Genomic DNA, 19162 nt, shown 5'->3' with positions numbered 1-19162 from the left:
CTGAGTAGCACACATCGAAACAAGGCGAGCCTGCTGCGCACAATGCGGCGGGCTTTCGCGTCCCAGAGCGGTTTGTGGCCATGAGCTATTGCCGTCCGATCTGAATACCTTCAGACTCCAGCGAAGTTGCTATCACAACATCTCGCTAAAAACATTCAGAATTGCGACATCGATTTATGTCGTTTCGTCGCCAGATTTGTGAGCGACTCTGTCGCTGTGTACAATGACCTCCCTTTTGCCCCCGCAAAGCTGACAGACGTTCAGCGCTGGTTGCAAGTGGTTGAATTGAAAAGAAATTTGCCTCCAAGAGAGGCAGCCTGGTGAGAAAGTGTCTATGAAAACAGGTCTGTACCATCCCGACGAATTCAAGGATAACTGTGGTTTTGGCCTGATCGCCCATATGACGGGCGAGCCAAGTCATCACCTGTTGCAGACGGCCATCGAGGCCCTGACCTGCATGACCCACCGTGGTGGGATCAACGCCGACGGCAAGACCGGTGACGGCTGCGGGCTGCTGATCCAGAAGCCCGACCTGTTCCTGCGTGCTATTGCCAAGGAGACCTTCGGCAACGAGCTGCCCGCACAGTACGCGGTAGGCATGGTGTTCCTCAACCAGGACGAAAGCCGCGCCAGCGCCGCTCGCGAAAACATGAATCGCGAAGTCCTTGCCGCCGGTCTGCAGCTGATCGGCTGGCGCAAGGTGCCGATCGACACCAGCGTGCTCGGCCGCTTGGCCCTCGAGCGCCTGCCGCAGATCGAGCAAGTGTTCATTGGTGGTGAAGGCCTGAGCGATCAGGAGTTCGCCATCAAGCTGTTCAGTGCCCGTCGTCGCTCGTCCGTGGCCAACGCCGCCGACACCGATCACTACATCTGCAGCTTTTCCCACAAGACCATCATCTATAAAGGCCTGATGATGCCGGCCGATCTGGAAGCCTTCTTCCCGGATCTGGGCGACGAGCGTCTGCAAACCGCCATCTGCGTGTTCCACCAGCGCTTCTCCACCAACACGCTGCCGAAATGGCCACTGGCCCAGCCATTCCGCTTTCTCGCCCACAACGGCGAGATCAACACCATCACCGGCAACCGCAACTGGGCCCAGGCCCGTCGCACCAAGTTCGCCAACGAATTGATCCCGGACCTGGAAGAACTCGGCCCACTGGTCAACCGCGTCGGTTCCGACTCGTCGAGCATGGACAACATGCTCGAGCTGATGGTCACCGGCGGCATCGACCTGTTCCGTGGCGTGCGCATGATCATCCCGCCCGCGTGGCAGAACGTCGAGACCATGGACCCCGATCTGCGGGCGTTCTATGAGTACAACTCGATGCACATGGAGCCGTGGGACGGCCCGGCGGGCGTGGTCATGACCGAAGGCCGCCATGCGGTGTGTCTGCTCGACCGCAACGGCCTGCGCCCGGCGCGCTGGGTCACCACCAAGAATGGCTACATCACCCTCGCGTCGGAAATCGGCGTGTGGAACTACAAGCCTGAAGATGTGATTGCCAAGGGGCGCGTCGGCCCGGGCCAGATTTTTGCCGTGGACACCGAGACCGGTCAGATCCTCGACACCGATGCCATCGACAACCGCTTGAAGTCGCGCCATCCCTACAAGCAGTGGCTGCGCAAGAACGCCCTGCGTATCCAGGCCAACCTGGAAGACAACGATCACGGCTCGGCTTTCTACAACCCGGACCAGCTCAAGCAATACATGAAGATGTTCCAGGTCACTTTCGAGGAGCGTGACCAGGTCCTGCGCCCCTTGGGCGAGCAGGGCCAGGAAGCCGTCGGCTCCATGGGCGACGACACTCCGATGGCGGTGCTGTCGCGTCGTGTGCGCACGCCGTACGACTATTTCCGCCAGCAGTTTGCCCAGGTGACCAACCCGCCGATCGACCCGCTGCGCGAAGCGATCGTGATGTCGCTGGAAATCTGCCTGGGTGCCGAGCGCAACATCTTCCAGGAGTCCCCGGAGCACGCTTCGCGGGTCATCCTCAGCTCGCCCGTGATTTCGCCGGCCAAATGGCGCTCGTTGAGTACCCTCGACCGCCCGGGCTTCGGCCGCGTGGTGATCGACCTCAACTACGACGAGTCCATGGGTCTGGAAGCTGCGGTGCGTAACATCGCCGATCAGGCTGAAGAGGCCGTGCGTGGCGGTTGCACGCAGATCGTCCTCAGCGACCGCAATATCGTGCCCGGCAAGCTGCCGGCCCACGCCTCTCTGGCCACCGGTGCTGTACACCATCGCCTGACCGAAAAAGGCCTGCGCTGCGACAGCAACATTCTGGTTGAAACCGCCACGGCCCGTGATCCGCACCATTTCGCGGTGCTGATCGGCTTCGGCGCCTCGGCGGTCTATCCATTCCTGGCCTACGAAGTGCTGGGCGACCTGATTCGCACCGGCGAGGTGCTGGGCGACGTCTACGAAGTCTTCAAGAACTACCGCAAAGGCATCACCAAGGGCCTGCTGAAGATCCTTTCCAAGATGGGGATTTCCACGGTCGCGTCCTATCGTGGCGCCCAGCTGTTCGAGGCCATCGGTCTGTCCGAAGAAGTCTGCGAGATGAGCTTCCGCGGCGTGCCGAGCCGCATCAAGGGCGCTCGTTTCGTCGACCTTGAAGCCGAACAGAAAGCGCTGTCCGCCGAAGCCTGGAGCGTGCGCAAGCCGATCCAGCAGGGCGGTCTGCTGAAGTTCGTGCACGGTGGCGAATACCACGCCTACAACCCGGACGTGGTCAACACCCTGCAAGCGGCTGTGCAGCAGGGCGACTACAGCAAGTTCAAGGAATACACGGCGCTGGTGGACAACCGCCCGGTGTCGATGATCCGTGACCTGTTCGCGGTCAAGGAAGCCGAGCAGCCACTGGCGATGGACGACATCGAACCGCTGGAAGCCATTCTCAAGCGCTTCGACTCCGCCGGGATTTCCCTCGGCGCGCTATCGCCCGAAGCTCACGAGGCGCTGGCGGAGGCCATGAACCGTCTGGGCGCGCGTTCCAACTCCGGCGAGGGCGGTGAAGACCCGGCTCGCTACGGCACCATCCGCAGCTCCAAGATCAAGCAAGTGGCCACCGGCCGCTTCGGTGTGACCCCAGAATACCTGGTCAACGCCGAAGTCCTGCAGATCAAAGTGGCTCAGGGTGCCAAACCGGGCGAGGGCGGCCAGCTGCCAGGCGGCAAGGTCAACGGCCTGATCGCCAAGCTGCGCTATGCCGTGCCCGGCGTGACCCTGATCTCGCCACCGCCGCATCACGACATCTACTCGATCGAGGATTTGTCGCAGCTGATTTTCGACCTCAAGCAGGTCAACCCGGCAGCGCTGGTCTCGGTGAAACTGGTGGCAGAAGCGGGCGTCGGTACCATCGCCGCCGGTGTGGCCAAGGCTTACGCCGACCTGATCACCATTTCCGGCTACGACGGCGGCACCGGCGCTTCGCCGCTGAGCTCGATCAAGTATGCCGGTGCGCCGTGGGAGCTGGGCCTGGCGGAGACCCATCAGACCCTGCGTGGCAACGACCTGCGCGGCAAGGTCCGGGTGCAGACCGATGGCGGCCTGAAAACCGGCCTCGACGTGATCAAGGCAGCCATCCTCGGCGCGGAAAGCTTCGGCTTCGGCACCGCACCGATGATCGCCCTGGGCTGCAAATACCTGCGCATCTGCCACCTGAACAACTGCGCCACCGGCGTAGCGACCCAGAACGACAAGCTGCGCAAGGACCATTACATCGGCACCGTCGACATGGTCATCAACTTCTTCACCTACGTGGCTGAAGAGACCCGCGAATGGCTGGCCAAGCTCGGCGTGCGTAGCCTTGGCGAGCTGATCGGGCGGACCGACCTGCTGGAAATCCTTGCCGGCGAGACCGAGAAGCAGCAACACCTGGACCTTACCCCGTTGCTGGGCAGCGACCACATTCCGGCCGACAAGCCACAGTTTTGCCAGGTGGAGCGCAACCCGCCGTTCGACAAAGGCCTGCTGGCCGAGAAAATGGTCGAGCTCGCATTGCCGGCCATCGAGTCCCTCAGCGGCGGCGACTACAGCATGGACATCTGCAACTGCGACCGTTCCATCGGCGCGCGGATCTCCGGCGAAATCGCCAAGCGTCACGGCAACCAGGGCATGAACAAGGCCCCGGTGACCTTCCGCTTTACCGGTACCGCCGGGCAGAGCTTCGGTGTGTGGAACGCCGGCGGCCTGAACATGTACCTCGAAGGCGACGCCAACGACTACGTGGGCAAGGGCATGACGGCGGGCAAACTGGTGATAGTGCCGCCCAAGGGCAGCCCGTTCAAGACCCAGGACAGCGCCATCATCGGCAACACTTGCCTGTACGGTGCCACCGGCGGCAAGCTGTTTGCCGCGGGCACTGCGGGCGAGCGTTTCGCCGTGCGCAACTCCGGCGCACACACCATCGTTGAAGGCACCGGCGACCATTGCTGCGAATACATGACTGGCGGTTTCGTCTGTGTATTGGGCAAGACCGGTTACAACTTCGGCTCCGGCATGACCGGCGGTTTCGCCTACGTGCTTGACCTGGATAACACTTTCGTCGACCGGGTCAACCACGAACTGGTGGAGATCCAGCGGATCAGCGGGGAAGCGATGGAAGCCTATCGCACCCACCTGGATCGCGTGCTCAAAGAGTACGTCGAGGAAACCGAGAGCGAGTGGGGCCGCAACGTCTGGGAAAACCTGGACGATTACCTGCGCCGTTTCTGGCTGGTCAAGCCCAAGGCTGCCAACCTGAAATCCTTGTTGTCCAGCACCCGTGCCAACCCGCAGTGATATGCGCCTGAAGAGTTTGATGAGGTTTTTTGAACATGGCTGAACGTCTGAGTAATGACTTCCAGTTCATCGAGGTCGGGCGCAAGGATCCGAAGAAGAAACTGTTGCGTCAGCGCAAGAAAGAGTTCGTGGAGATCTACGAACCCTTCAAACCCCAGCAGTCGGCCGACCAGGCCCACCGCTGCCTGGGGTGCGGCAACCCCTATTGCGAGTGGAAGTGCCCGGTGCACAACTTCATTCCCAACTGGCTGAAACTGGTTGCGGAGGGCAACATCCTCCAGGCCGCCGAGTTGTCCCACCAGACCAACACGCTGCCGGAAGTGTGCGGCCGTGTTTGCCCGCAAGACCGTCTGTGCGAGGGTGCCTGCACCCTCAATGACGGCTTCGGCGCGGTGACCATCGGTTCGGTGGAGAAGTACATCACCGACACCGCCTTCGCCATGGGCTGGCGCCCGGACCTGTCCAAGGTGGTGAAGACCGGCAAGCGCGTTGCCATCATCGGTGCCGGGCCTGCGGGCCTGGGCTGCGCCGACGTGCTGGTACGCGGTGGCGTAACCCCGGTGGTGTTCGACAAGAACCCGGAAATCGGTGGTCTGCTGACCTTCGGTATTCCGGAGTTCAAGCTGGAAAAGAGCGTGCTGAGCAATCGTCGTGAAGTCTTCACCGGCATGGGCATCGAGTTTCGCCTGAACACCGAAGTGGGCAAGGACGTCACCATCGAGCAGCTGCTCGAAGAGTACGATGCCGTGTTCATGGGCATGGGCACCTACACCTATATGAAGGGTGGTTTCCCCGGCGAAGACTTGCCCGGGGTGCACGATGCCCTCGATTTCCTCATCGCCAACGTCAACCGCAACCTGGGCTTTGAAAAGTCGCCGGAAGATTTCGTCGACATGAAAGGCAAGAAGGTCGTGGTGTTGGGCGGCGGTGATACCGCGATGGACTGCAACCGGACTTCGATCCGTCAGGGCGCCAAGGCGGTCACCTGTGCCTATCGTCGTGACGAAGCGAACATGCCGGGCTCACGCAAAGAGGTGAAGAACGCCAAGGAAGAAGGCGTAAAGTTCCTTTATAACCGCCAGCCCATCGCCATCGTCGGCGAGGACAAGGTCGAAGGCGTGAAAGTGGTCGAGACCCGTCTCGGCGAACCGGATGCCCGTGGCCGTCGCAGCCCCGAGCCGATTCCGGGCTCCGAAGAGATCATCCCGGCCGACGCCGTGGTCATCGCCTTCGGCTTCCGGCCAAGCCCCGCTTCATGGTTCGATCAGCAGTCGATCCAGACCGACAGCCAGGGCCGTGTGATCGCCCCGGAGCAAGGCAAGTTCAAGCATCAGACCAGCAACCCGAAGATCTTCGCCGGTGGCGACATGGTGCGCGGTTCGGACCTGGTGGTGACGGCCATCTTCGAAGGCCGCAATGCGGCTGAAGGGATGCTCGATTACCTGGAGGTCTGAGCTCCTGCTGAGTTCAGTAGCCTCCTGCGGTAAATTGACCCCATAGACAAAAGGCACGGCTCAAGCCGTGCCTTTTGCGTGCCAGTCTGGGAAAATGCGCGCACTTTTCTGCCGGATGTTGACATGACTGCCCTGAAGAACGACCGTTTCCTGCGCGCCCTGCTCAAACAGCCCGTTGACGTCACGCCAGTGTGGATGATGCGTCAGGCCGGTCGCTATCTGCCCGAGTACCGTGCCAGCCGCGCCAAGGCCGGCGACTTCATGAGCCTGTGCATGAACCCGGAGTTCGCCTGCGAAGTCACCCTGCAGCCGCTGGAACGCTACCCGCTGGATGCCGCGATCCTGTTCTCCGACATTCTCACGATTCCCGACGCCATGGGCCAGGGCCTGTACTTCGAAACCGGCGAAGGCCCGCGTTTTCGCAAGGTGGTCAGCACCCTGGCCGACATCGAAGCCCTGCCCATTCCTGATCCGCAAAAGGACCTGGGCTATGTCATGGACGCGGTCAGCACCATCCGTCGCGAGCTCAATGGCCGTGTGCCGTTGATCGGTTTCTCCGGCAGCCCGTGGACCTTGGCCACCTACATGGTTGAAGGCGGCTCGTCCAAGGACTTCCGCAAGACCAAGGCCATGCTCTACGACAATCCGGTGGCCATGCACTTGCTGCTGGACAAGCTGGCGCAGTCGGTGACCAGCTACCTCAACGGGCAGATCCTCGCGGGCGCTCAGGCCGTGCAGATCTTCGACACCTGGGGCGGCAACCTGTCGGCGGCGGCCTATCAGGAGTTCTCCCTGGCCTACATGCGCAAGATCGTCAGCGGCCTGATCCGCGAGCACGACGGGCGCAAGGTGCCGGTCATTCTGTTCACCAAGAACGGTGGGCTGTGGCTGGAAAGCATCGCCGACGCGGGCGCCGATGCCCTGGGCCTGGACTGGACCTGCGATATCGGCGAAGCCCGCCGTCGCGTCGGCAGCAAGGTCGCCCTGCAAGGGAACATGGACCCGACGGTGCTTTACGCCAAGCCAGAAGCCATCCGTGCTGAAGTGGCGCGGATCCTGGCCAGCTACGGTCCGGGCAGCGGTCATGTGTTCAACCTGGGACATGGCATCACCCCGGAAGTCGATCCCGAGCATGCGGGGGCGTTTATCCGGGCGGTGCACGAGTTCTCCGCGCAGTATCACCGTTAGTTTGCAAATACAGATATTACAAGTTGTTGTAGTAATGAAAGGCGGCCTCTTAAAAGCCGCCTTTCATTTTCATGGCCTTTCTGATTGCACAGTAATGAGACTGAGAATAGCTCGCGTTTGAAGGGGGTGCTCTGATAGCATATTGCCCTTTTGTTGGGGGGCGCAGATGTCCGCAGGTCGTTACTCCCCGGTGCGGATCGCTCTGCACTGGCTATCGGCAGCGTTCATTCTCTGGGCGTTGATCATGGGTGCCTACGCTGGCACCCTGGCTGAAGACGCGCCGTTGCGTACCGGGGTGGCGGCCTTGAATGTCTCCTTGGCCACGCTGTTTATCCCCTTGTTCGCCTGGCGTCTGTGGCTGCGCCTGCGCGCCGAGCGGCAAGCGCCCAAGACCCTGGCCGAGCACGCTGCGCATTGGGCACACAACCTGTTGTACCTGCTGACCGGAGCGGTCCTCGTCACCGGCGTACTGATGATGAATCGACCTATTCGCGTCTTTGACTGGCTGACCCTCCCCCAACCCCTGCACGACCCGGCGCTGCTGCACCGGTTGATGCAGGTGCATGCCGGCAGCTGCGCCGTGCTGGGGGCGTTGGTGTTGCTGCATGTGCTGGCGGTCATCAAGCACGAAGCCAGTGGCCGCCGGGTGCTCAGGCGGATGCTTTAGCCCGCAGCGGCGCCAGCTTGGCCAGTTTGGCCGCCACCAGCAGGGCCAGCACCAGCAGCGTCGAAATGAATGCACCGATGCCGTTCCAGCCCCCAAAATGCCAGGCCAGGCCGCCCAGGGTGCCGGCCACGCTGGAACCCAGGTAGTAGCAGAACAGGTACAGGGACGAGGCCTGCCCCTTGGCCTTTATCGCGCGTTTGCCTATCCAGCTGCTGGCCACCGAGTGGGCACCGAAGAAGCCGAAAGTGAAGATCAGCATGCCACCGATCACCATCGGCAGCGGGCTGAAGAGGTTGATCAGCAGGCCTGCGAACATCAGCACGATGCTCATCCAGAACACATTGCGGCGGCCGTACTTGTCGGCCAGCGAGCCGATCTTCGCCGAACTGTAGATGCCCGACAGATACACCACCGACAGCAGGCCGACCAACGCCTGGCTCATATGGTACGGCTCACCGAGCAGGCGGTAGCCGATGTAGTTGAACATCGTGACGAAGGCACCCATCAGCAGGAAGCCCTCGAGAAACAGCCAAGGCAGGCCCGCATCGCGAAAATGCATGGTGAAACCGTCGAGCAACCCGCGCGGGTTCATCTGCCGGGGGCGGAAGTTTTTCGACGCCGGCAGCACTTTGACAAACACGCTGGCCGCTACCAATGCCAAGCCGCCGACCACCAGCATTGCGGTGTGCCAGCTGACGTAATCGATCAACACTCCGCTGATAAGCCGCCCGCTCATGCCGCCTATGGCGTTGCCGCCGATATACAGGCCCATGGCCAGGCCGATGTGTTCGGGGTGGATCTCTTCACTGAGGTAGGTCATGGCGACTGCTGCCAGTCCGCTCAACGACAGCCCCACCAGCGCACGCATCACCAGTACGCCTTCCCAGGTCGGCATCAAGGCGCTGGCAATGGTGCACAACGCCGCCGAGAAAAGCGCTGCCACCATGACCGGCTTGCGCCCGATGGCGTCGGAGATGGGGCCGGTGATGAGCAGGCCTATGGCGAGCATCCCGGTGGCCACCGACAGGATCAGACTGCTCTGGGCGGCGTTGATGGAAAACTCGTGGGACAGGATCGGCATCATCGGCTGCACGCAGTACAGCAGCGCGAAGGTGGCAAAGCCGCCGGAAAAAAGCGCCAGAACCGTGCGCATGAACAGCGGAGTGCCTTTTTCGATATAGGTTTCGCTGAGCTGGGTGGCGATGTCGGCGAGGGTTGAATCGTGGATTTCCTGAGCCTGTGGAGCAACAGCAGTTTTCACGGGGACCTCTTGCGTAGGGCAAGGCTGGGGGTAGTGGAAAAAGCATATAGCTGGCTAATGATTCTTTCCAATATATAATTCGACCTGTTTAAGAGGTTTTACGACCTATTGGGGGCCATGTGGAACTGCGTCATCTGCGTTATTTCATTGCCGTGGCAGAAGAGCTGCATTTCGGCCGTGCTGCTGAGCTGTTGGGGATTTCCCAGCCGCCGTTGAGCCAACAGATTCAGGTGCTGGAACGGGAGTTGGGCGCGCGCTTGTTCGAGCGTACTAACCGACGAGTGGCGTTGAGCGAGGCGGGCCGGCTGTTTCTCGATGAGGCGCGGTTAGTGCTGGCCCAAGTCGACAAGGCCGCCGACGTGGCGCGGCGTGCGCAGCTGGGCGAGCTGGGCGAATTGAAAATCGGCTTTACCACCTCGGCCCCCTTCAATTCGATGATTCCCAAGGCCATCTATGCCTTCCGCCAAGCTCACCCGGCCGTGCATCTCAACCTTGAGGAAATGAGCAGTCGCGACGTGGTAGACGCCTTGGTCGATGAGTCCATTGAAGTCGGGCTGATTCGTCCGTTCGCACTGCCGGACTCCATCGAGGCCCTGGAAATGTTCCGTGAGCCGCTGGTAGCCGTCATCAGCGCCTCGCACCCACTGGCCGTCGGCAACGAAGAGGGCATACAGCTGGCCGCGCTGGCCGACGAACCTTTCGTGTTTTTCCCTCGCAGTTACGGCAGCGGCCTGCGCGCGCAACTGCTGCACCTGGCGCAGCAGGCCGGCTTCAGCCCGCATTTCGCCCAGGAGGCCGGCGAGGCCATGACCATCATCGGCCTGGTCTCCGCCGGCCTTGGGGTGTCGGTGCTGCCGGCCTCGTTCCAGTGGATGCGCATCGACGGCGTGGTTTACCGGCGCCTGCTCGACCCCGAAGCCATGACGGCCGTGTGGCTGCTGCAACGCAAGGGCCGCCGCTCGGCCATGGCCGAGGCGTTCGCGCGATTGCTGAGCCGCGAGGCGGGGGTAGTGAGGTCGTGACCGGTTTTACTGGCTAAACGTCACACCCGGCCCCTACACTCGAACGAATTTGTACACGGAGGTTTTTCCATGCGGCGCGTGGTGTTCAATCAGAAAGGTGGCGTGGGCAAGTCGAGTATTGCCTGCAATCTAGCGGCGGTGAGTGCTCAGCAAGGCTACCGCACGCTGTTGATCGACCTCGATGCTCAGGCCAATTCGACCCAGTACCTGACGGGCCTGACCGGGGGTGACATCCCCATGGGCATCGCTGATTTCTTCAAGCAGACCTTGTCCTCCGGGCCGTTTGCCAAGAAGAACAAGGTGGATATCTACGAAACGCCCTACGAAAACCTCCATGTGGTGACGGCCACGGCGGAGCTGGCGGATCTGCAGCCTAAACTTGAGGCGAAACACAAGATCAACAAGCTGCGCAAATTGCTCGACGAACTCGCCGAGGACTACGACCGGATTTACCTGGACACGCCGCCAGCCCTGAATTTCTATGCCGTTTCGGCGTTGATTGCCGCCGATCGTGTGCTGATTCCCTTTGACTGCGACAGCTTTTCCCGTCAGGCGCTCTATGGCCTGATCGCCGAAATTGCCGAGCTCAAGGAGGACCATAACGAAGGGCTGGAAGTGGAAGGGATCGTGGTCAACCAGTTCCAGGCCCGCGCCAGCCTGCCGCAGCAGATGCTTGACGAGTTGATTGCCGAAGGGCTGCCGGTGCTGCCGGTGTATCTCGCCAGTTCAGTGAAAATGCGCGAGTCCCATGAGGCCAGCGTGCCGTTGATCTACTTTGACCCACGGCACAAGCTGACGCAGCAGTTTGTAGAGTTGCATGGGTTGCTGGAGTCGGTTTGAGGCTGGGCCCGATTACGCGCAATCAACCCTGGACGCCATGCCCCTCCAGCCACGCCAGCAACTGCTGCAATGGCATGGCCCCACTCTGACGCGCCACTTCGCGGCCGTTCTTGAACAGGATCAAGCTGGGGATCGAGCGAATCGCCAGCTGACTGGACAGTTGCGGGTTGGCATCGCTGTCCAGCTTGGCCAGCCGGCAGTGCCCGGCCAGCCGTGTGGCAGCCTGCTCGAACACCGGCGCAAACGACTTGCACGGCCCGCACCATTCGGCCCAGACGTCCACCAGCAGCGGCAGATCCCCTTTGATCTGGCTAGCATGATCGCCCTGTTTCAATTCGAAAGGCTTGCTCAGCAATACTTCGGCCTTGCAGCGCCCGCATTTGGGCTGGTCGCCCAGGCGTTCGGCGGGGATGCGGTTCAAGCCATTGCAATGGGGGCAGGGGATCACGAGCGAGTCGGTCATGCCGGGCTCCGGAAATAGAGGAATCAGGCTCCCTATCTGGCGCTCTTCCGCGCCGATTTCAAGGGGCAGACTTCAAGGGACTGTACCGCCAGGTTGCTCCGGCGCTGTATCTCCCGTACGCCTTCACGGCGGGCTAGCCTGCCTGTCCCACTGATCAGAAGGAGCGCACCATGCAAAGCCTCGGCATATTGGGCGGGATGAGTTGGGAATCCACGCTGAGCTACTACCGCTGGCTCAACGAAGGCGTGCGAGAACGCTTGGGCGGGCTGCATTCGGCGCCATTGATCTTGCATTCCGTCGATTTTGCCGGCATTGCTGCCTTGCAGAAAAGCGGCGACTGGGATCAGGCCGGGCGCCTGCTCGCCGAGGCCGCCCAAGGGTTGGAGCGCGCCGGGGCCAAGGCCCTGCTGCTGGCCACCAACACCATGCACAAGGTTGCACCGCTCATCAGCTCGGCCGTGAACATTCCGCTGCTGCACATCGGTGATGGCGTCGGAGTCGCCTTGCAAAGCCGCGGGATCAAGCGCGTGGCTCTGCTGGGCACTCGCTTCACGTTGCAGCAGGATTTCTATCGGCTGCGTCTGGTCGAGCAGTACGGGTTCGAGGTGCTGCTGCCCGACGCCGAGGCAATCATCGAGCTGGATCGCATCATCTATTCCGAGCTATGCCTGGGCGTGATCCGCGACGTGTCGCGGCAGTATTACCTCGATTGCCTGGCGGGCCTGCGCGAGGCCGGCGCCGAGGCGGCGGTATTGGGGTGCACCGAGATCAGCCTGCTGTTGGACCCTGGCAACAGCCCGCTGCCATTGGTCGATAGTACGGCGGAGCATGTGCGCATGGGGTTGGAGTGGTTGCTGGGAAATGACAGGCTGAACCGGCAACTCAAGACGAACAACTGATCTCCAGATGCTTGCCCCACTCCGGAGGCCGCTGTGCATAGGCCTCCATCCCGCCTTGCTGTTCAAACGGCCGGGTCAGCACCCGGTGCAGGCGGCGGACCTCTTCGTAGTCGCCTTCCTCGGCGCGGTCGATGGCTTTTTGCGCCAGGTAGTTGCGGAGCACGTAGAGCGGGTTGACCCCGTTCATACGGGCTGTGCGCTCGGTGTTGTCTTCATTGGCGATGCGGGCCAGGTAGTCCTGCCCCCACTGGTCGAAGCCTGCCAGGTCGATAAAATCGTCCCGAAGCTTTTGCAGCGCCTGCTCGGCGGGCTGTTCACCCAGTCGGCGGAAGAACAGGTTGTAGTCCACCCCGCCATGCTGCATCAGGGTCAACAGCCGCTCCACCAAGGCCAAATCATCTTCCTGAGCGCTGACAAAGCCCAGGCGCCGGCGCATCAGGTCCTGGTAGTGGGCCTGATAAAGCGGCAGAAACAACGCCAGCGCCTCGCGCAGACCGTCCACTTCGATCAGCGGCGTCAACGCCTGGGCCAGCGCGCTGAGGTTCCAGTGGGCGATGGGCACTTGGTTGCTGAAGGCATAGCGGCCCTCGTGGTCGGAGTGGTTGCAGATGAAGTTGGCGTCGAAGTCGTCGAGAAAGGCGAACGGGCCGAAGTCGAAGGTGATGCCCAGGATGGACATGTTGTCGGTGTTCATCACGCCATGGCAGAACCCGTAGGCCTGCCATTTGGCGATCAGCTCGGCGTTACGTTCGACGATCGTGCGAAACATCGCCAGAAACGGCTGCGGTTGCTCCAGGCACTCCGGGTAATGGGCATTGAGCACATGGTCGGCGAGGGTTTTTTGCGCTTCGGGCTGGCGGGTGTAATAGAAGAACTCGAAACTGCCGAACCGCACGTGGCTGGGAGACAGGCGCAGGACCGTCGCGCCGCGCTCCTGCTTCTCGCGCCAGACTGGCGTGTCCGAACCGATCACGCAGGCGGCGCGGGTGCTGGGTATGCCCAGGGCGTGCAAGGCCTCTGAAGCGAGAAACTCGCGGATCGACGAGCGCAGCACGGCGCGGCCATCGGCGCCACGGGAGTAGGGCGTCTGGCCGGCGCCCTTGAGGTGCAGGTCCCAGTGCTCGCCGGCGTCGTTGTAGACCTCGCCTAGCAGCAGGCCCCGGCCATCCCCCAATTGCGGGTTGTAGTGACCGAACTGATGGCCCGAATACACCATCGCCCGGGGTTCGGCGTCGGCCCACAGTTTGTGGCCGCCGAAGATTTCCGCAAACAGCGGCAGCTCGGCCTGGGCAGCATCGAGATCGAGCAGGGCCAAGGCTGCATCGCTTGCCACCACCAGACGCGGTGCGTCCAGCGGTTGCGGCAGAATGTGAGTGGACAGCACGTCGCCCAGTCGGGCAAAGCGATTGTCGAATGTCAGTTCGTCCAGCGCGTTCAAGGTGGCCTCCCGGCATCAATCCAGTTGCGACAGCGGCGGCGGTGCCTGTTTGACCACAGGTGCGGGCGACGGCTCCGGTTGCGGATGCTCTATCGGTGTCAGTTTGTATTCCTGGCCTTGGGTGTTCTTCAAGTACACCTCCATCTGCCGGAAAGAGATGTTGATGTGATGGTTCTTGAACTCGCGGTTGATGTAGCGGTTCATCTCGTCCAGCACCGGGTTGCGGTCGCCCAGGTCGCGCACGTGCATGCGCAATTCGTGGTCCAGGGTGCTCTCGCCGAAGTTGAGAAAGTACACGCTGGGGCCCGGTTCCTTGAGGACTCGCGGGTTGGCATGGGCGCCCTTGAGCAGCAGCGACTTCACCAGGTCCAGGTCCGAACCGTAGTCTACCCCCAGTTTGAGGGTCACGCGGGTGATGGTGTCCGTCAGCGACCAATTGATCAACTGGCCAGTGATGAAGGTCTTGTTGGGGACGATAATGTCCTTGCGGTCGAAATCGGTAATGGTGGTGGCGCGGATGCGGATCTTGCTCACCGTGCCGGACAGGCTGCCGATGGTGATGGTGTCGCCGATGCGCACCGGGCGTTCGAACAGGATCATGATGCCGGAGATGAAGTTGGCGAAGATTTCCTGCATGCCGAACCCCAGCCCTACGGACAGGGCCGCCACCAGCCATTGCAGCTTGTCCCAGCTCACCCCCAGGGTGGACAGGGTCGATACAAAGCCGACTCCGGCGATCAGATAGGACAGCAGGGTGGTGGTGGCGTAGGAGCTGCCTTGGGCCAGGTTCAACCGTGACAGCACCAGCACTTCCAGCAGGCCGGGCAGGTTGCCGGCCAAAGCAAAGGTGATGCCGATAATGATCAGCGCGCCCAGCAAGTCGCCGAGGCTGATGGGCACCATGCTCATGGCCGCGCCGGTGCCGCTGGTGTATTCGTACAGGGTGATGTTGTCCAGATAGGCGAACACGCTGATCAGGTCGCTCCACACCCAGTACAGCGCACCGATGAAGCCGCCCAGCAGGGCCAGCCGTACCAGACGCAATGACTGCTGGTTGACCTGCTCGATGTCGAGGGTCGGCTCTTCCACCGGGATCTCGCCGTCGCCGCTTTCCTTTGCGGCCTGGCGCTTGGCCAAGGCGCGCTGGTAGGCCAGGCGCCGCGCCGCCACGCCCAGGCCGCGGACGAAAGCTGCCTCGATCACCAGCCAGAACATGGTCAGGTAGAGGGTATCGATCAGGCGGTCGGTGAGCTTCAAGGCGGTGTAGTAGTAGCCAAAGCAGACGGCAATGAACAGCGCTATGGGCAGCGCGGTGAAGACCACGCCGACCACTTTGCGAAAGACCGAGGCATTACGGGTGGTCGGGCTGCTGATCAGCAGCCGGCTGAGCAGCCAGGCCATCCAGGCGTAACAGGTCAGCACCACGGCGATGCCCAGCACGTCATCGGCCAGGGACGAAGGCTGCAACTCGGCCACCGCCACCACCGAGACCAGGGCCAGCACCACAAAGCCCAACCGCCGTACCCAGCCCTGCAGAAATTCCACCTGGGATTTCTGCCAGCGGAAGTGCAATTCGGCCACGCCGCCGGGGGCCAGGATGCGATAGGCCGTGTAGAACACCAGCCAGGCCAGGCCGATCTGCAGGATCGCCGCGCCGAGCCCGGCATTCTGCCCGCGGGCGTCGATCATCAGGGCATAGCCGCACAGGGAAAAGGCCAAGGCCATGGGCATGGCCAGCAGCACATTGATGAGGATGGCCAAGGGCGTGTGCCACTGGCGGTCACGTTTGAAGTGACCGATGTCCTGATGCACCTTGTTCAATTGCAGGTAAAGGTAGTCGCGGCGCCACAGCAGCAGGCCGATCACCAGCAACAGTGGCAGGAACAGCCACAGGCGGCTCAGCAACCCTTCCTTGAGTTCGCTCAGGCTCGACAGCCAGGGCAGCGAGGTCACTTCCTTCTTGAGGCGATTGGGCACGCCGGAAAACCAGTCCAGGTCCAGCGGCTTGTTGCTGGGGATCCAGAACATCTGCTCGTCCAGGGTCGCCCGCAGGCTCTGGGCGGTGCTGAGCAGTTGCTTCTGGTTGAGTTGCAGGGTGATGGACTCGTTCAGCAAGGCGCTCAGCTCGCGGTTCAGGCGTTCCAGCAGGTCGCTGCGGGTGGCCACCAGATCCAGCAGGTTCTTGCGCAGTTGCGGGGTGACCTCCTCTGGGGGCTGCGTGGCCAGCAGGCCGTCGACATAGGTGCTGGGTACGCTGATTTCTTCGCGCTGCTGGCTGACCTCGAACTGGTAGAGGCGAATGTCGGCAATCCGGTCAGCCAGATCGCGGTCGACCTTGAGGTGCGGCAGGGCCTGCTTCTGCTTGTAGAGAATCTTGGACAGCAACAGGCTGCCCTTGAGCACGCTTATCTGCTCGTCCAGGGCCTGATCGCTTTGAGTCACGCTGTCCAGCTGTTGTTTGGTCTGCAGGTTTTGCTGGGTCAGTTCGTTGAGTCGGTCGGTGCTGCGCAGTAGATAGTCGGATAGCTTGACGTTGGTGGCGCTCTCGGTGGTCAGCACGCTGCTGCTCCCGGACTTCTGCGCTTCCAGGGATTGCTGGGTCACGGTTTCCTGAGACTGCGCCAGGCGCTTCTGGTTGATCAGCGTCTGCAGGTCCTGAATTTCCTGGTCGATGCGCGCCGCCTTTTCGGCCAGCAGGTCATGCTGGCTGTTGCCCAGGTCCTGTAGCTGACTGTTGCCGGCCAGTTCCTGGCGGCGCAGGTTGATCAGTGCATTGATGGAGGCCAGTTCGGCCAGGTACTGGTTACGCTGGTCGTTGTTGATGACCTTGCCGGCGTCCTTGCCACTCTTGAGAATGGCGTTGATCTGCTGGATGCGCGTCTGGTTGGTGCTGATCTCGGTCTGCGCGCGCTCGGGGCGGGTCTGGGCGGTGATGACCAGGCTGTTGGCATCGGCCAGGGACTTTTGCAGTTCGGTCTGCTCGGTGCCGCGGTCGGTGAGCAGTTGTTCGAGCTGTGGCACCGAAAGGTTGGCGTAACGCTGGGCCACCGGGATCACTTTGGTGGCCTTGAGTCGCGTCAGATCATGTTGATTGTCGGTCGTTTCCCGGGGCGCGGACGCCAGCTGCGCTTTGACGTCCGAGAGTTTTTTCTCGTTGTCCTGCTGGTTGGTCAACAGCGCGAGGGTTTGCTCCAGCACTTGTTGCAGGGCTTTCTGGTCGACGTCGGAGAGCTTGCGGTCGGCAATCTTGTCGATGCTCTGCTGCACCGAGTCGATCGTGGGCGCATCGGCAGCGTCTGCATGGGCAACGCAGAGGCTCAGCCCCATCAGGACCGAGAGGAAAAAGAAGCGCAAAAAAGGCATAGGAAAAGTCGTACAGCTCGAAGAGAGAAGGGCAGTTTAGAGGAACAATCCCGGGCCTGGGCGAGTTCCTTCGGGGAATTTGACGCCGACTTTGCGGATCTTGTTCCCGTCCATCAGTGCGACGGTCCACAAGGTGCTGTTCCACTCGATCTGATCGCCCACGATCGGCGCGCCGCCGACTTTCTGGGTGATGAACCGGCTGAGGGGCATCTGCGGGTCGAGGCCGTCCAGTTGCAAGCCGTAAAGCGCCGAAACGGCACCGAGTTCGGCGTCGCCTTCGAGCACGAAGTCGCCGAAGAAACGCAGGTCAAGGCCACGCTGAGGCGCCTGGCTGAACAGCTTGCCCAGGGCCGACAGATTGTGTTCGTGGCCGATCACGCAGAGCAGGTCATCCACTTCCAATACGGTACTGCCAGAGGGGTGCAACAGCTGCTGACCGCGAAACAACGCGGCGATGCGCGTGCCCTCGGGCATTTTCAGCTCCCTCAGGGCGGCACCGATGCACCACTTTTCCGCGCCGAGCCGATAGACAAACAGCTCCCACTCACTGGTGACGTGCACTTCCAGCGCCGAGCGGGAAATAGGCGCCGGGTCAGGCGGCACCATGACCTTGAGCAGCTTGGCCACCCAAGGCAGGCTGGTGCCCTGCACCAGCAGCGACACCAGCACGATGAAGAAGGCCAGGTTGAAGTAAAGCTGGGCGTGGGGCAGCCCGGCCATCAACGGGAACACCGCGAGAATGATCGGCACGGCGCCGCGCAGGCCGACCCAGGCAATGAAGGCTTTCTCCCGGCCGTGGAAGGCCTTGAACGGCAGCAAGCCGACGAGCACCGACAGCGGGCGCGCCACCAGGATCATCCACAGCGCCAATGCCAGTGCCGGCAGGGCAATGGGCAGCAGATCATGGGGGGTTACCAGCAGGCCCAGGACCAGGAACATGCCGATCTGTGCCAGCCAGGCCATGCCATCGAGCATGTGCAGGATGCCGTGGCGGCTGCGAATCGGTTTGTTGCCCATCACCAGCCCGCACAGGTACACCGCCAAAAAGCCACTGCCATGCAAGGCGTTGGTCAGGGCGAACACCACCAGACCGCCAGCCACTACCAGGATCGGGTAGAGGCCGGTGGCCAGGTTGATGCGGTTGACCAGTTGCAACAGCATCCAACCGCCGCCCAGGCCGATGATCGCGCCGATGCCGAACTCCTGCACCAGGTGGCCCAGCAGACCCCAGTGCAGGCCGGTCTGGTGGCGCACGAGCATGTCGATCAACGTCACGGTGAGGAACACCGCCATGGGGTCGTTGCTGCCTGATTCGATCTCCAGGCTGGCGGTCACCCGCTCGTTCAGCCCCTTGCCACCCAGCAGCGAGAACACCGCCGCCGCGTCGGTAGAGCCCACGATCGCGCCGATCAGCAGGCCTTGCAGCAGGCTCAGATTAAACAGCCACGCGGCCATCAGCCCGGTCAGTCCCGTGGTCATCAGCACCCCCACTGTGGCCAGCGACAACGCCGGCCACAGCGCCACGCGAAAGCTCGCGACCCGTGTGCGCAGGCCACCATCGAGCAGAATCACTGCCAGCGCGAGGTTACCGACCAGATAGGCCGTGGGGTAGTTGTCGAAGATGATCCCGCCACCGTCCACACCGGCGGCCATGCCTACCGCGAGGATGATCACCAGAATCGGAATGCCGAGGCGCGACGAAAGCGAACTGACCAGAATGCTCGCACCCACCAGCAACGCGCCGATCAAGAACAGGCTGTTGATGGTTGTCGCATCCAAAGGCA

General features: G+C 62.0%; 12 protein-coding genes. 7 read left to right on the top strand and 5 right to left on the bottom strand.

Annotated features, from left to right (window positions below):
* Positions 1 to 334: 334 nt before the first annotated feature.
* From gltB to HB675_RS02985, 4 genes are all read left to right on the top strand, one after another.
* Positions 335 to 4783 carry a glutamate synthase large subunit gene (gene gltB / locus HB675_RS03000; protein ID WP_213875595.1) on the top strand — a complete coding sequence of 1483 codons (4449 nt, stop codon included), beginning with the start codon at positions 335 to 337 and terminating at the stop codon, positions 4781 to 4783.
* A gap of 35 nt (positions 4784 to 4818) precedes the next feature.
* On the top strand, positions 4819 to 6237 hold the full coding sequence (locus HB675_RS02995) for an FAD-dependent oxidoreductase (RefSeq protein ID WP_213875594.1): 1419 nt from the start codon (positions 4819 to 4821) through the stop codon (positions 6235 to 6237).
* Between the two features lie 123 nt (positions 6238 to 6360).
* A complete protein-coding gene (hemE, locus tag HB675_RS02990; RefSeq protein ID WP_213875593.1) occupies positions 6361 to 7425 on the top strand; it encodes a uroporphyrinogen decarboxylase in 1065 nt (354 codons plus the stop codon).
* Positions 7426 to 7591: 166 nt separating this feature from the next.
* Complete coding sequence (locus tag HB675_RS02985; RefSeq protein ID WP_213875592.1) at positions 7592 to 8092, top strand: cytochrome b/b6 domain-containing protein; 501 nt, start codon at positions 7592 to 7594, stop codon at positions 8090 to 8092.
* Here the strand turns inward: HB675_RS02985 and HB675_RS02980 are convergent.
* Positions 8076 to 9353, bottom strand: coding sequence for an MFS transporter (locus HB675_RS02980; protein WP_213875591.1), 1278 nt, complete (start codon positions 9351 to 9353; stop codon positions 8076 to 8078). The two genes, HB675_RS02985 and HB675_RS02980, sit on opposite strands and share 17 nt — an antisense overlap.
* Before the next feature lie 119 nt (positions 9354 to 9472).
* Between HB675_RS02980 and HB675_RS02975 the strand changes: the two genes are divergently transcribed.
* The gene (locus tag HB675_RS02975) at positions 9473 to 10375 is read left to right on the top strand and encodes a LysR substrate-binding domain-containing protein (protein ID WP_213875590.1); all 903 of its coding nucleotides are present in this window, start codon (positions 9473 to 9475) and stop codon (positions 10373 to 10375) included.
* 69 nt (positions 10376 to 10444) lie between these two features.
* Entirely contained in the window at positions 10445 to 11215 is a 771-nt protein-coding gene (locus HB675_RS02970; protein WP_213875589.1) for a ParA family protein, read from the top strand.
* Positions 11216 to 11237: 22 nt separating this feature from the next.
* Here HB675_RS02970 and trxC read toward each other — a convergent pair whose 3' ends face one another.
* Positions 11238 to 11678: a thioredoxin TrxC gene (trxC, locus tag HB675_RS02965; protein WP_213875588.1), complete on the bottom strand. Its 441-nt coding sequence runs from the start codon at positions 11676 to 11678 to the stop codon at positions 11238 to 11240.
* A gap of 170 nt (positions 11679 to 11848) precedes the next feature.
* Here trxC and HB675_RS02960 point away from each other — a divergent pair, with 170 nt between their 5' ends.
* Positions 11849 to 12577 (top strand): aspartate/glutamate racemase family protein, encoded by a 729-nt coding sequence (locus HB675_RS02960; RefSeq protein WP_213875587.1) that lies wholly within the window; start codon positions 11849 to 11851, stop codon positions 12575 to 12577.
* Here HB675_RS02960 and HB675_RS02955 read toward each other — a convergent pair.
* Genes HB675_RS02955 through HB675_RS02945 form a run of 3 tightly spaced genes read right to left on the bottom strand, consistent with a single transcriptional unit; the run spans position 12561 to position 19157 of the window.
* Positions 12561 to 14015, bottom strand: coding sequence for a protein adenylyltransferase SelO (locus HB675_RS02955; protein ID WP_213875586.1), 1455 nt, complete (start codon positions 14013 to 14015; stop codon positions 12561 to 12563). The genes HB675_RS02960 and HB675_RS02955 overlap by 17 nt on opposite strands.
* A gap of 15 nt (positions 14016 to 14030) precedes the next feature.
* Positions 14031 to 17378: a mechanosensitive channel MscK gene (gene mscK / locus HB675_RS02950; protein WP_213875585.1), complete on the bottom strand. Its 3348-nt coding sequence runs from the start codon at positions 17376 to 17378 to the stop codon at positions 14031 to 14033.
* A 36-nt stretch (positions 17379 to 17414) separates the two neighbouring features.
* Positions 17415 to 19157, bottom strand: coding sequence for a potassium/proton antiporter (locus tag HB675_RS02945; protein ID WP_213875584.1), 1743 nt, complete (start codon positions 19155 to 19157; stop codon positions 17415 to 17417).
* Positions 19158 to 19162: the final 5 nt, after the last annotated feature.

This window comes from Pseudomonas sp. dw_358 (genome assembly GCF_018449655.1).
In the GTDB taxonomy this organism is placed as follows: domain Bacteria; phylum Pseudomonadota; class Gammaproteobacteria; order Pseudomonadales; family Pseudomonadaceae; genus Aquipseudomonas.
This window is presented reverse-complemented; position numbering and strand designations above follow the sequence as displayed.